The sequence below is a fragment of the Caballeronia sp. Sq4a genome (assembly GCF_023170545.1).
Classification (GTDB): Bacteria; Pseudomonadota; Gammaproteobacteria; order Burkholderiales; family Burkholderiaceae; genus Caballeronia.
This window is the reverse complement of record NZ_CP084253.1, coordinates 147,275-160,000: the sequence shown is the minus strand read 5'-3', so window position 1 is coordinate 160,000 and position 12,726 is coordinate 147,275. Positions and strand designations below refer to the sequence as shown.

General features: G+C 64.0%; 13 protein-coding genes. 8 read left to right on the top strand and 5 right to left on the bottom strand.

Annotation, left to right across the window (positions count from 1 at the left end; genetic code table 11):
* Positions 1–2: 2 nt before the first annotated feature.
* The 4 genes from LDZ24_RS25260 to LDZ24_RS25245 all read right to left on the bottom strand — a co-directional run bounded on the left by LDZ24_RS25260 (position 3) and on the right by LDZ24_RS25245 (position 4,678).
* On the bottom strand, positions 3–1,511 hold the full coding sequence (locus LDZ24_RS25260) for an ATP-binding cassette domain-containing protein (protein ID WP_248324623.1): 1,509 nt from the start codon (positions 1,509–1,511) through the stop codon (positions 3–5).
* Complete coding sequence (locus LDZ24_RS25255) at positions 1,508–2,443, bottom strand: branched-chain amino acid ABC transporter permease (protein ID WP_248324622.1); 936 nt, start codon at positions 2,441–2,443, stop codon at positions 1,508–1,510. The genes LDZ24_RS25260 and LDZ24_RS25255 overlap by 4 nt, the downstream gene beginning before the upstream one ends.
* Before the next feature lie 14 nt (positions 2,444–2,457).
* On the bottom strand, positions 2,458–3,333 hold the full coding sequence (locus LDZ24_RS25250) for a branched-chain amino acid ABC transporter permease (protein WP_248324621.1): 876 nt from the start codon (positions 3,331–3,333) through the stop codon (positions 2,458–2,460).
* An 85-nt stretch (positions 3,334–3,418) separates the two neighbouring features.
* Positions 3,419–4,678 carry an ABC transporter substrate-binding protein gene (locus tag LDZ24_RS25245; RefSeq protein ID WP_248324620.1) on the bottom strand — a complete coding sequence of 420 codons (1,260 nt, stop codon included), beginning with the start codon at positions 4,676–4,678 and terminating at the stop codon, positions 3,419–3,421.
* 274 nt (positions 4,679–4,952) lie between these two features.
* On the opposite strand from LDZ24_RS25245, the gene LDZ24_RS25240 reads away from it, so the two are divergent.
* The 7 genes from LDZ24_RS25240 to LDZ24_RS25210 all read left to right on the top strand — a co-directional run bounded on the left by LDZ24_RS25240 (position 4,953) and on the right by LDZ24_RS25210 (position 11,218).
* A complete protein-coding gene (locus LDZ24_RS25240) occupies positions 4,953–5,579 on the top strand; it encodes a glutathione S-transferase family protein (protein ID WP_248324619.1) in 627 nt (208 codons plus the stop codon).
* A 29-nt stretch (positions 5,580–5,608) separates the two neighbouring features.
* Complete coding sequence (locus LDZ24_RS25235) at positions 5,609–6,244, top strand: glutathione S-transferase family protein (RefSeq protein ID WP_248324618.1); 636 nt, start codon at positions 5,609–5,611, stop codon at positions 6,242–6,244.
* Positions 6,245–6,275: 31 nt separating this feature from the next.
* The gene (locus LDZ24_RS25230) at positions 6,276–7,919 is read left to right on the top strand and encodes an acyl-CoA synthetase (RefSeq protein ID WP_248324617.1); all 1,644 of its coding nucleotides are present in this window, start codon (positions 6,276–6,278) and stop codon (positions 7,917–7,919) included.
* Positions 7,920–7,932: 13 nt separating this feature from the next.
* Complete coding sequence (locus LDZ24_RS25225; RefSeq protein WP_248324616.1) at positions 7,933–8,718, top strand: enoyl-CoA hydratase; 786 nt, start codon at positions 7,933–7,935, stop codon at positions 8,716–8,718.
* Between the two features lie 244 nt (positions 8,719–8,962).
* Positions 8,963–10,357 (top strand): OFA family MFS transporter, encoded by a 1,395-nt coding sequence (locus LDZ24_RS25220; RefSeq protein WP_175945578.1) that lies wholly within the window; start codon positions 8,963–8,965, stop codon positions 10,355–10,357.
* A gap of 38 nt (positions 10,358–10,395) precedes the next feature.
* On the top strand, positions 10,396–10,524 hold the full coding sequence (locus tag LDZ24_RS25215) for an oxalate:formate antiporter (protein ID WP_159834252.1): 129 nt from the start codon (positions 10,396–10,398) through the stop codon (positions 10,522–10,524).
* Between the two features lie 388 nt (positions 10,525–10,912).
* Entirely contained in the window at positions 10,913–11,218 is a 306-nt protein-coding gene (locus LDZ24_RS25210) for a high-potential iron-sulfur protein (protein WP_206470772.1), read from the top strand.
* Between the two features lie 18 nt (positions 11,219–11,236).
* Here the strand turns inward: LDZ24_RS25210 and LDZ24_RS25205 are convergent, their stop codons facing one another.
* Complete coding sequence (locus LDZ24_RS25205) at positions 11,237–11,695, bottom strand: DUF4019 domain-containing protein (RefSeq protein WP_241270126.1); 459 nt, start codon at positions 11,693–11,695, stop codon at positions 11,237–11,239.
* 157 nt (positions 11,696–11,852) lie between these two features.
* Between LDZ24_RS25205 and LDZ24_RS25200 the strand changes: the two genes are divergently transcribed.
* Complete coding sequence (locus LDZ24_RS25200) at positions 11,853–12,725, top strand: endonuclease/exonuclease/phosphatase family protein (protein ID WP_248324615.1); 873 nt, start codon at positions 11,853–11,855, stop codon at positions 12,723–12,725.
* The last annotated feature ends 1 nt before the right edge of the window (position 12,726 follow it).

The following is a 12,726-nucleotide window of genomic DNA, read 5'->3' as shown; positions in this document are numbered from 1 at the left end:
ACTCAGGCTCGCACGGCTTGCGTCGTGCCCGACGGCGGAGCGTCGAGGAAGCCTTCGCCCATCTCCTGCTCGAAGCGCTCGGGACTGCCCTCCCATACGATGCGCGCATGTTCCAGCACATACACGCGGTCCGCGTGCGGCAGCGCGAAGGTCACGTTCTGCTCGCCGAGCAGCACGGTAATGGGCGTGGTCTTTTGCAGCTTGTCGAGCGCCTTCGATAGCTGCTCCAGAATCACGGGCGCGAGACCGAGCGTCGGCTCGTCGAGAATCAGGAGCTTCGGCTGCATCATCAGCGCGCGTGCGATGGCGAGCATCTGCTGCTCGCCGCCCGACAGCGTGCGCGCCGTTTGCCCTTGTCGCGATTCGAGAATCGGAAAGAGCTCGAAGAGCCACGCGAGTTGCTCGTCGCGCGCTGTGTTGGCCAGATGATAGCCGCCGAGATCGAGGTTCTCGCGCACGGTCATGTCGCCGAAAAGCTCGCGCGTTTCCGGACATTGCACGATGCCCGCCCGCGCGATCGCCGCGCCGCTCATGCCCTTGAGCGGCTGTCCGCCGAAGCGGATAGTCCCGCTCGACGGCACGAGCCCGCAGATCGCATTGAAAAGCGTCGTCTTGCCCGCGCCGTTGAGGCCGACCACCGACACGAACTCGCCTTCGCGCACATGAAGACTCACGCCGTCGAGCGCGCGCGCCTTGCCGTACAGCACGCCCACGTCCTCTACTTCGAGAATCGGCGCCTTTGTGCTCGATACTTCCGCCGTCCGTTCGCGCGCTTCGATCTTGCCGCCGAGGTAGACGCGCCGCACGGTCTCGTTGCGCATCACGTCGGCGGCCGAGCCTTCCGCGACGTACTCGCCCAGATACATGGCGAGCACGCGATCCGCGAGCGCCGCGAGACTCTTCACGTTGTGATCGACGAGCAGCACCGCGCGCCCTTCCGCGCGAAAACCGCGAATCAGCTCGGAAAACGCCTGCGATTCCGCTTGCGTGAGACCGGCGAAAGGCTCATCGACGAGCACGACCTTCGGATCGCGCGCAATCGCCTTCGCCATTTCCATGCGGCGCAGATCGGCGAACGGCAGCGTCGCGGGATGACGATGCATCACCGCGCCGAGGCCGACGCGCTCGGCAATCTCGCGCGCGCGCGTGTTGACGTGCGGATCGGCGGCGAGCTTGAGCAGCGAATCCGGCAAGAGCGCGAGCTTGATGTGCTCCAGCACCGTCTGGCGATGCAGCGGCCGCGAATGCTGAAACACGATACCGACGCCCGCCCTTGCGATGCGATGCGGCAGCCACCCGGCCATCTCGACGCCGCCGACTTTCACCGATCCCGCATTGGGACGCTCGATGCCCATGATGAGCTTCATCACGGTCGACTTGCCGGAGCCGTTCGGCCCGATCAGCCCGAGTATCTCGCCGGGACGGATGTCGAAGCCGATGTCCTTCACCGCCACCAGTCCGCCGAAGCGCTTGGTGAGTCCGCGCACGGAAAGCAAAGGCGTGTCGTTCATTCGCGCTCCCTCACGCGCAGCAGGTTGCCGAGCAGTCCGTCCGGAAAGAACAGGATGACCGCGAGCGCCACGGCCGCGACCACGAACGTGTTGATCTGCCCGAGCGGACGCAGGAACTCGCCCGCCACGATCAGGAAGATGGAGCCCAGCACCGCGCCGAGTATCGTGCGCCGCCCGCCCAGCACGGCCGCGATGATGATCTGCACGCCCACGCCGAGATCGACCACGGTGCTCACGGATGCCGTGCCCTGATAGAACACGAGCATCGCGCCCGCGACGCCCGAGAACACCGCGCTGATGCAGAAGGCCGCGAGCTTGTGCTTCGTCACGTTGAAGCCGAGCGCCTGCGCGCCGACGGTGTCCTGTCCGCTCGCTTGCAAGATCAAGCCGATGGCCGAACGCGACAAGCCGAACAAAAGAATCGCGCACACGATGAGGAACGCGAGCGCGATCCAGTAGTTATGGTTCGCATCGACGGACATCACATCGGGCACCATCATGCCGATCTCGCCGCCCGTGAGACCCGCGAAAATGACGATGGCGTTCTGCAACAGCAACACGGCCACCAGCGTGACGAGCCCGAAATAAGGACCGCGCAGGCGCAGCGCAGGCACCGCGAGCAGCAGCCCGCCGATCAGCGCCACTACGCCGCCCGCGATCACGCATACGGGAATCGGCGCGCTGAAGTGCGCGTTGAGCATCGCGGCGGAATACGCGCCGAGGCCGATCAGGAACGTCGGTCCGAAGTTGACCTCGCCTGCGAAGCCGAACAGCAGATCCCACGACATCGCGAAGACGCCGAAGTAGTAGGCCACCGTCAGCACGCCGAGAATGTAGCCGGACAGCCACCACGGCAAAGTCGTCGCGATGACGGCGAGCAGCACCGCGGCCCACAGCACGCGCGAACGGAACAAGCGATTGACGTTGTTCATGTGCGTGGCTCCGGTCAACGCCGCCCGAGGAAGCCTTGCGGCCGCACATAGACCACCAGCACCAGCAGCAGCAACGCGGGCAAGGGCCGCAGCGTCGGCGCGATCAGATAAGCCGTGACCGTCTCCAGATAGCCGACGACATACGCCGCCATGAGCGACCCCGACACGCTGCCGAGCCCGCCCAGCACCACGATGGAAAACGCGCTCGCCGTGAGTTGCCCCGTGTTGTTCGTGCTCACGCCGAGAAACGATGCCAGCAGCACGCCCGCGATGCCCGCCAGCACGCCGTAGATGGTCCACGCGAGCAGATAGATGCGCGACAGTTCGAAGCCGAGCAGCGTGAGGCCGCGCGGGTTCATCGACGCGGCGAGCAGCGCCTTGCCCGCCCGCGTACGATTGACGAAGAGCCACAGTAGACCGATCACGACCCAGCACACCACGGCGATCATGATCTCGTTGTAGGGAACCCGCACGCCCGCGATGCTCAGCACGCCGCCGATCAGCGGACGCATGGTGATGGGGTTATCGGTGAACAGATACGCCATGCCCTGCTGGATCATGATGCCCCAGAGCAGCGTGCCGGTGAGCACGAAGATTTCCTTCTCCTCGCGCGGTATGGCGGCGGAGCGCTGAATGGGCCGCACCACCATCAGATAGGTGATGTAGGCGGCGACCATGCCGCATGCGACGCCGAGCAGCGTGCCGAGATAGGTGCCCAGGCCCGCCTCGCCCGCGAACATCCAGCCGAGCAGCGCGGCGACGAGCATCACGCCGCCATGCGCGAGATTGAGCACGCCGGACACGCCGAAGATAAGCGTGAAGCCTATCGCGCCGAGCGCATAGAGCGAGCTGATGGCGAAACCGTCGATCAGAATCTGCAGTGGCAGCATATCCGGCCTTCGATGTGAACACGCGTATCGATGCGGGCGTTCGTCTCATGCGAAGCGCCCGCGCGCCCATGCATCCGGCAATGCCCTACTTCGCCGCCTGCTGCACCTTGACGAAAGCCGGGAACTTGACCTTCGCGTTGGCGATGGACGCCGGCCAGATCGCCACTTGCTTGCCGTCCTGCCATTGCAGGTTGATGCCGGTGATATAGCCCGGGCCGTACTTCAGCGCATGCGTGAACTGATCGTTCTTGCCGTAGAACTGCCAGCGCCCGATGGTGCCCACGTAGTCCGTCTTTTCGAGCGCATCGACCATCTTGTCCGGATCGGTCGAACCCTGATTGCGATGGATCGCATCCGCGAGGATGTACACGAGGTCGTAGCTCGTGAAGCCGTCATACGCGGGCGACACGCCGAACTTCTTCTGATACGCATCGACGAACGGCACCGTCTTCGGCGTCACGGCGACGCCCGGCGCGGCCGCCGATGCGGTGATCACGCCTTCGGTCGCGCCATTGGTGTCCTTCCAGAAGCTCGTCGTGGTGGCTTGTGAGCTCTGGCCCGTCATCGGAATGGGCACTTGCTGGTCGTGCCATTGCACGGTGGGCTGCACGCCGACGTGGCTGATGCCGGTCGTGATCGTATCCGGATGCTTCGCCTCGATCTGGTTGAAGATCGGCGTGAAGTCCGACGTATCCGGATTGAAGCGGATGTGGTCCAGCACCTGAAGCCCCGCCTTCGGCAGACACTCCAGATAGCGTTCGTCGAGCGGCTTGGTCCACGCGGCGTCCTCGCTCATCACGACAGTCGTCTTCATCTTGAACTGGCCGACGAGGATATCGTGCGAGAAGTCGCAGATGGACTGCGCGATGAACGCGGAGGTCATCCAGCCGTGGAACGTGTACTTGTAGTGCTCGTAGTCGTCGTGGACGTGCTTCGATATGTCGTTGCTCGCCGCGCCCGGCGTGATGAACGGCATCTTGAGGCGCGCGGACCAAGGTTCCATCGCGAGCGCGACTTCGCTGATATAGCTGCCGATGATCGCCACCACCTTGTCCTGATTCGCCGCGCGCTGGAACGCGCGCACGCCGTCCGATGCGGAGGAGTGATCGTCATAGGCGACGATCTCGATCTTGCGGCCATCCACGCCGCCGTGCGCGTTGATCTCGTCGGCGGCCATCTGCGCGGACTTGCTGATGGACGCGCCCGCCACCGACGATTCCTCGCTGATCACGCCAATCTTCAACGGCTCCCCCGCCGCATGAGCCGTGGCGATCAAGCCCAGGCCCGTCATCATGGCGCCGGTCGCCATGAAACCATGCAGTCGCCACGTCTTGCACCTGGACATGTCTCGTCTCCTTGTCGTCCAGAGCCGGCGCTCGAACGCGCTCTCTCTGGCCATGCAGGAACTGCGCTTTAATCGTTATGGACCGACGCCATCCCGCAACGTTGCAGCTGTTAAGGATGTGCGCACAACAGTAGCATTCGCTCAATACGCGCTGAATCAGTAGTTACGATAGACAGGACTCTGGCATGTCATGCTGCAAAGCGGCAAAGCACAGCGCGTCATCGTTAGACGCTATGCTTGTCGATAACGAATACTTCGACGGAGGCAATGTCCAATGCTGACCATCTGGGGCCGAGCGAATTCGGTCAACGTTCAGAAGGTGCTGTGGTGCTGCGACGAGTTGAGTCTCGAGTATGAGCGCATCGACGCCGGCATGCAGTTCGGCCGCAATCACGAGCCCGGCTATCTGGCGATGAACCCGACGGGCCGCATACCCACGCTCGTCGATGGCGACTTCGTGCTGTGGGAATCGAATTCGATCATCCGCTATCTGGTCATGCAATATGGCCGCGACGATGCGCTCTATCCCGCCGATCCCAAGGTCAGGGCGAGCGTGGACCGCTGGCTCGACTGGACGCTGTCCACGCTGCAACCCGCAGAACGCCCGGTTTTCTGGGGCTATGTTCGAACGCCCGAAGCCAAGCGTCACGTCAAGCAACTCGAAGCCGATGCAACGGAAGTGGAAAAGCTCTGGCGCATGCTCGATGCGCATCTGAAAGGCCGCGACTACCTCGAAGGCGGCACGTTCACGCTGGCCGATCTCGTCGTCGCGGCGTATGCGCGGCGCTGGTACGGCATCGCGGAACTCGCGCGGCCTTCGCTGCCCGACCTCGAACGCTGGTACGCGCAGCAGTCGGCGCGCGCGGGCTTTCAGCGCTATGTCGCGCACGAAGTGACCTGACTGCGAATCACACCCTGGACCGTACCGCCATGACTATCGAACTGCATACGTGGAACACGCCGAACGGACGCAAGATCAGCGTCGCGCTCGAAGAGATGCAACTGCCCTATACGGTCAGAACCGTGAACATCACGAAGGGCGAACAGCATGCGCCCGAGTTTCTGCGCATCAGCCCGAACAATCGCATTCCCGCCATCGTCGATCCCGAAGGCCCTGACGGTCAGCCGATCAGCGTGTTCGAATCCGGAGCCATCCTGCTGTATCTCGGCGAGAAGACCGGCCAGTTCCTGCCCGCGAGCCTGCGCGAACGCGTGCCCGTGCTCGAATGGCTGATGTGGCAGATGGGCGGCTTCGGCCCGATGCCGGGACAGGTGCATCACTTTCGCATGGTCGAAGCGGAAAGCGACCGGCGCTATGGCCTCAAACGCTATTCCGACGAAACGCGCCGCTTGTACGGCGTGCTCGACAAGCGGCTCGGCGAAGTGGAGTACGTCGCGGGCGCGCTGTCTGTAGCCGACTTCGCGATACTCGGCTGGGCGTGGCGGCACGAGCGCCATCAGGTTTCGCTCGACGATTATCCGAACGTGAAGCGTTGGTACGAAGCGCTGTTCGCGCGTGACGGCGTGAAGCGCGGCTTCGAAGTAAAGCTCGACGATCTGGCTTGATAACCGCCGCATCCGCACGAGGACGACGATCATGAACGCCGGCAAATATGACGAAGGCCTTCCCAAGACCGCCGCCAACTATGCGGCGCTGACGCCGCTCACGTTCATCGAACGCGCGGCTTCCGTCTATCCGACGCGGCTCGCCGTCGTGCATGGCGACGTGCGTCGCACATGGGCCGAGACCTACGCGCGCACGCGACGTCTCGCATCGGCGTTGGCTTCGCGCGGCATCGGCGTGGGCGATACGGTGGCGGCCATGCTGCCGAACACGCCCGAGATGGTCGAAGCGCACTTCGGCGTGCCGATGACGGGCGCGGTGCTCAACACGCTCAACACGCGCCTCGATGCCGCGACGCTTGCCTTCATGCTGACGCACGGCGAAGCGAAGGCGATCATCGTGGATCGCGAGTTCTCGGCTGTCGTGAAGAAGGCGCTCGCAAACGTGCCGCAGCCGCTGATCGTGATCGATGTCGATGACCCGCAGTACGCCGGCGATGGCGAACGCATCGGCGAAATCGACTATGAGACGCTGCTCGCGAGCGGCGATCCGGCGTATCAATGGTCGCCGCCACCGGACGAGTGGAACGCCATCTGCCTGAACTACACGTCGGGAACGACGGGCAATCCGAAGGGCGTCGTCTATCATCATCGCGGCGCTTATACGAACGCGGTGAGCAATATCCTCGAATGGGACATGCCGAAGCATGCGGTGTATCTCTGGACCTTGCCGATGTTCCACTGCAACGGATGGTGCTTTCCGTGGACGGTGGCAGCACGCGCGGGCGTCAACGTGTGCCTGCGCAAGATCGACGCGAAGACGATCTTCGATCTGATCCGCAGCGAACGCGTCACGCATTATTGCGGCGCGCCCATCGTGCAGAACCTGCTCGTCAATGCGCCGGACGACATGAAGGCCGGCATCACGCACAAGGTTCACGCGATGGTCGCGGGCGCCGCGCCGCCTGCCGCGATGATCGAAGGCATGGAGCGGCTCGGCTTCGAACTGACGCATGTGTACGGCCTCACCGAAGTCTATGGACCCGCGACCGTCTGCGCGCAACAGGCCGAATGGAGCGCGCTGGATATCGGGGAACGCGCGCGGCTCAATGCGCGTCAAGGCGTGCGCTATCACTTGCAGGACGCGGTCAGCGTACGCGATCCGCTGACGATGGAGCCGGTTCCCGCTGACGGCGAAAGCATCGGCGAGATCATGTTTCGCGGCAACATCACGATGAAGGGCTATCTGAAGAACGCGAGCGCGACGGAAGAAGCGTTCCGCGGCGGCTGGTTTCATACCGGCGATCTGGCCGTCGCGTATCCGGACGGCTATGTGCGCATCAAGGATCGCAGCAAGGACATCATCATCTCGGGCGGCGAGAACATATCGAGCATCGAAGTGGAGGACGCGCTTTACCGGCATCCGGCCGTGCTCGCCGTCGCGGTCGTCGCCAAACCGGATGCGCGCTGGGGCGAGACGCCCTGCGCATTCGTCGAACTGAAGGCCGGCGCAGAGGCGAGCGCCGAAGAACTGATTGCGCATTGCAAGACGCTGCTTGCCGGGTTCAAAGTGCCGCGCGCGATCGAGTTCTGCGAGTTGCCGAAGACATCCACCGGCAAGATTCAAAAGTTCGAACTGCGCAAACGCGCGGGCTCGGTCGCGGCAATCGACGTTTGATGGAGACCACGCCGTGAGCGATACGGAAGCACTGGTCCACGTCGAACATGACGCATACGGCGTAGAAGGCGCGGTGTCGGTCACGATGAACCGCCCCGCCGCGTTCAATGCGCTCTCCGAGTCCATGCTGGATGCATTGGCCACCGAACTAAATCGCATCGCGCAATCCGATGCGCGCGTGGTCGTCATCGCGGGCGCGGGGCGCGCGTTTTGCGCGGGCCACGATCTCAAGGAAATGCGCGCGACACCGTCGCTTGCCTACTATCGCGCGCTTTTCGCACGCTGCTCGCGCATGATGATGACGATTCAGCGCATGCCGCAGCCGGTCATCGCGCGAGTGCATGACATCGCGACGGCGGCGGGCTGCCAGTTGGTCGCGATGTGCGATCTCGCCGTCGCATCGAACGAAGCGCGCTTCGCTGTATCCGGCGTGAATCTGGGCCTGTTCTGCGCGACGCCGAGCGTGCCGCTCTCGCGCAACGTCTCCCGCAAAGCCGCGTTCGAGATGCTCGTCACCGGCGACTTCATCGATGCGCGAACCGCATGCGAGCGTGGCCTCGTGAATCGCGTCGCGTCGCCGAACGGGCTCGATGAGGCCGTGCGCGCGCTTGCAGCGAGCATCGCACGCAAGCCGCGCGAAGCCGTCGCGGCGGGCAAGCGGCTTTTCTACCGGCAACTGGAAACAGGCATCGAAGCCGCGTACGCGCTCGCTGCCGAGACGATGGCCTGCAACATGATGGACGAGTCCGCGCTCGAAGGCACGCAAGCGTTCATCGAGAAGCGCCCGCCGCGATGGTGACGTCTCACGCGTGTCCACATGCGGGTTGGGGCAAACGCTTATGGCGGCCCGGTTCATATTGCAAAGCGCATCGCTCTTGTCTAACGTCATGCGCAGCCGTGACGGAATGTCGCGCCTATATGTCGTTCCATCGCATGTTTTCCGGAACGCACAGCGGTGCGTCGTACCGCGCACAGCCCACGACAAAGCAAAGACGAGCGCGCCACGCCAGATGTCTCGCGAGCGGCGCGCCACGGAGACCACGATGAACAGCACCATCAAGCAAGGGGCCGCGCACGGCCCGCATGGCTTCTTTTCCAAGGAAGCGACCATCGCCCGGCCCGGCTTCTCGCGCTGGATGGTGCCGCCCGCGGCGCTCGCCGTGCATCTCTGTATCGGTCAGGCGTATGCGTTCTCCGTCTTCAATGCGCCGTTGACGCGCGTGGTCGGCATCACGCAGTCCGCGCCCGACGACTGGTCGCTTACGACGCTCGGCTGGATCTTCTCGCTCGCCATCGTGTTTCTCGGGTTGTCGGCCGCGTTCGCGGGCAAGTGGCTGGAGAAAGTCGGCCCGCGCCGCACCATGTTCACCGCGGCCTGCTGCTTCGGCGGCGGCTTTCTCGTGTCGGCGCTCGGCGTGTACCTGCATCAGATCGTGCTGCTCTATCTCGGCTATGGCGTGATCGGCGGCATCGGGCTGGGGCTCGGCTATGTGTCGCCGGTATCGACGCTCATTCGCTGGTTTCCGGACCGGCGCGGCATGGCCACCGGCATGGCGATCATGGGCTTCGGCGGCGGCGCGATGATCGCCGCGCCGGGCTCCGTCGCCCTCATGAACTACTTCAAGAGCGCGACGAGCGTGGGCGTGGCCGAGACCTTCGTGGTGCTGGGCGTGCTCTACTTCATCTCGATGACCATCGGCGCGCTCGCGATCCGCATCCCGCCGGCGGACTGGAAGCCGGCCGGCTGGACGCCGCCTGCCACCGCGAACAAGATGATCACGAAGAACCACGTGCACATCGATCAGGCGCTCAAGACGCCGCAGTTCTATCTGCTGTGGCTCGTGCTCTTTCTGAACGTAACGGCGGGCATCGGCGTGCTCGGTCAAGCGTCGGTGATGATCCAGGAGAGCTTCAAGTCGTCGATCACGGCGGGCGCGGCGGCCGGCTTCGTCGGCCTGCTGTCGCTCTTCAACATGGGCGGACGCTTCGTGTGGGCGTCGGCGTCGGACTGGATCGGCCGCAAGAACACCTACTTCGTGTTCTTCGCGCTCGGCGCGGTGCTCTACTTTCTCGTGCCGCAGTTCGCGCAGGCCGGCAGTATCGCGCTATTCGTGCTCGCGTACGGCGTGATTCTCTCGATGTACGGCGGCGGCTTCGCCACGATTCCGGCCTACCTCGCGGACATGTTCGGCACGGCGTTCGTCGGCGGCATTCACGGGCGTCTTCTGACCGCGTGGGCAGCGGCGGGCATCGCGGGTCCGGTGCTCGTGAACTACATCCGCGCCTACGAAGTGGCGCGCGGCGTCCCGAAGTCGGACGCTTACACGATGACCCTGCACATCATGGCGGCGCTGCTCGTGATCGGTTTCGTATGCAACCTTCTCATCAAGCGCGTGGACGAGAAACATCACATGGACACGGCGGCCACGGCTGGCTGAATGAACGAGACCCACAAGAGACCCACAAGGAGACCCGCATGAACGATCGATACGAGGGCGGCTCGTCGAACAAGGCGCTGTTGCTGCTTTTCTGGCTCTACGTGCTGATTCCGCTCGCGTGGGGCATCACCAACACGCTCGCGCAAGCGGTCAAGCTGTTCAAGTAACAAAGCGCGCAAGCGCCGGACGCAGCGTTCCGGCGCGGGCCTCGCGCGTCGCCTCAACGGCCGCGCTGGCTTTGCCGGCTCAGGCTGCGTCGCGCGAGCGCGCTCAGAAGGAGCGCGCCAGCCACGAAATCGAACAGATACAAGCCTGCCATCATCCAGTCTGCTTCAGTCATCGTCGTTCTCCTTCGAAGTTAGGTTGCAGCAGCGCTGCGTAGAGTGTTGTACGTTTGCCGTTCTGGCAGGAATAACGGCAGGCGCGCGCGAAGGTTGAGCGGCGTTTCTTCGACCGAAAAAAATCGATCGGGCGTTCGCGAACCACGAGTGCGGCTCGGCGCGAGTCGGCGTATCGTGCAAGATGCTCGATGGCCCTTCATCACTTTCGTTTGCTATGACCACCTCTCGCCGACACTTCCTGATTCTGACGACGGGCGCGGGCGCATCGCTCTGGCTCACGCGAGCCAGCGCCGACGCGCCGCACTTAAGCGAAACCGATCCCGCGGCCATTGCCGTCGGCTACAAGGAAGATGCCGCGAAGGTCGACAAGGCGAAGTACCCGAACTTCGCGGCGGATCAGGCGTGCGCGAATTGTTCGCTGTTTCAGGGCAAGTCCACCGATGCGTGGGGCGGCTGCACGCTGTTCGGCGCAAAGCTGGTGGCCGGGCGCGGGTGGTGTGCTTCTTATACGAATATGTGAGGGGCGGGTGGCGAACCGTCACCGCACCGAATACCCCACGAACCGCCACACCCTGTCCGGATCCAGCATAAACGTCACCACTTCCCGCGCCGACTGTCGCGCCTGGCTAAACTGCGTATCGAACGAAACGCTCATGAACCAGCCCGCGGGCATGTTGCCGGTGCCGTCGAAATGCAGATGCTTCACGCCCATCGGCATGCGCATGCCCGGCGTGCCGAGCGCGGCGCGGTCGCGGGTGACCTTGCTCACGAAGTCCTCGCGCGAGATCACTTTCTTCGCGACGGCCGACCCTGCATCCCACACTTCGCCGGTCTTGTTCTGATCGATCATCTTCACGATGACATCGGCCATTTGCGCGATGTCCTGATCCTGCTTGTCGAGCCCCGCCTGTTGTTCGCGCGTCAGCGAAGGCGCGGGCTGCGCATGCGAGAGCGCCGCCATCGACATCAGCGCCAACGCGGCCAAGCGCTTGTTCATGCGTGTTTTCATAGTGTGAGGATTGCGTATTGGTTCGCAGCAATTGTAGGTCGCGCTTTTATGAGACAGTCTGAAATTCAGCGTTTCGTCAGGCGTACTGGATGCTGTGGTCACGCGCATCTGAGATGCCGGACACATCGTTCGAAGGAGACATGCCATGCGACTGGTCGACTGGAACATGCAATGGGGACGCGGCGTGGACGGCCGCGTCGATGTAGCGAGGATCGTCGCGGAAGCGAAAGCGCTGTGCGATTTCGACGTGCTCTGCCTGCAGGAAGTCACGCGCGGCTTTCACGAGGGCCAGCAGGCGGGCGGGCTAGCGGGAGGCCCGGGCGCGGATCAGTTCGCGGAACTGGCGAGCCTCGTACCGGGCGCGACGGTCATCGAAGGAATCGGCTCGGATTTGCCGCCCGTAGGCTCAGGCACGGCGCGCAGGCAGTTCGGCAACGCCATCGTCAGCCGCCTGCCGGTGCGGCAAGTGCTGCGTCATTCGCTGCCGTGGCCCGCCGATCCCGCGAAGCCGTCGATGCTGCGCGTGGCGCTCGAAGCGGTCATCGAAACGGATGTCGGGCCGCTGCGCGTCATCAGCACGCATCTGGAGTTCTACTCGGAGACGCAGCGTCTCGCGCAGGTCGCGCGGCTGCGTGAGTTCCATCGCGAGGCGTGCGAGCATGCGCGCCGCCCGGCGAAGGCCGAGACGCTCGCGAGCCCGTTCGCCGACACCGCGCGGCCCATGTCGGCGATCGTCTGCGGCGATTTCAACAGCGCTTACGAAGGCGCGGCGTATCGCGCGATGCTGGAGCCGATGACCGACGCGCCCTCTTTCGTCGATGCATGGTCTCGCGCGCATCCGAACGAGCCGCGCGCCGCGACCGTCGGTCTCTACGATCACGAGCAATGGGCGGACGGTCCGTTCGCGTGCGACTTCATCTTCGTGACCGAAGATCTTGCGCCGCGCATCGTGGGCTGCGAGGCGGACCAACATAGCCGGTCATCGGACCATCAGCCCATGTGGCTGGAACTGCGTTAGT

Excerpts from the sequence above, each read along its gene's own strand:
- LDZ24_RS25260 (WP_248324623.1), bottom strand. The coding sequence starts at position 1,511 with ATGAACGACACGCCTTTGCTTTCCGTGCGCGGACTCACCAAGCGCTTC.
- LDZ24_RS25255 (WP_248324622.1), bottom strand. The coding sequence starts at position 2,443 with ATGAACAACGTCAATCGCTTGTTCCGTTCGCGCGTGCTGTGGGCCGCG.
- LDZ24_RS25250 (WP_248324621.1), bottom strand. The coding sequence starts at position 3,333 with ATGCTGCCACTGCAGATTCTGATCGACGGTTTCGCCATCAGCTCGCTC.
- LDZ24_RS25245 (WP_248324620.1), bottom strand. The coding sequence starts at position 4,678 with ATGTCCAGGTGCAAGACGTGGCGACTGCATGGTTTCATGGCGACCGGC.
- LDZ24_RS25240 (WP_248324619.1), top strand. The coding sequence starts at position 4,953 with ATGCTGACCATCTGGGGCCGAGCGAATTCGGTCAACGTTCAGAAGGTG.
- LDZ24_RS25235 (WP_248324618.1), top strand. The coding sequence starts at position 5,609 with ATGACTATCGAACTGCATACGTGGAACACGCCGAACGGACGCAAGATC.
- LDZ24_RS25230 (WP_248324617.1), top strand. The coding sequence starts at position 6,276 with ATGAACGCCGGCAAATATGACGAAGGCCTTCCCAAGACCGCCGCCAAC.
- LDZ24_RS25220 (WP_175945578.1), top strand. The coding sequence starts at position 8,963 with ATGAACAGCACCATCAAGCAAGGGGCCGCGCACGGCCCGCATGGCTTC.
- LDZ24_RS25215 (WP_159834252.1), top strand. The coding sequence starts at position 10,396 with ATGAACGATCGATACGAGGGCGGCTCGTCGAACAAGGCGCTGTTGCTG.
- LDZ24_RS25210 (WP_206470772.1), top strand. The coding sequence starts at position 10,913 with ATGACCACCTCTCGCCGACACTTCCTGATTCTGACGACGGGCGCGGGC.
- LDZ24_RS25205 (WP_241270126.1), bottom strand. The coding sequence starts at position 11,695 with ATGAACAAGCGCTTGGCCGCGTTGGCGCTGATGTCGATGGCGGCGCTC.
- LDZ24_RS25200 (WP_248324615.1), top strand. The coding sequence starts at position 11,853 with ATGCGACTGGTCGACTGGAACATGCAATGGGGACGCGGCGTGGACGGC.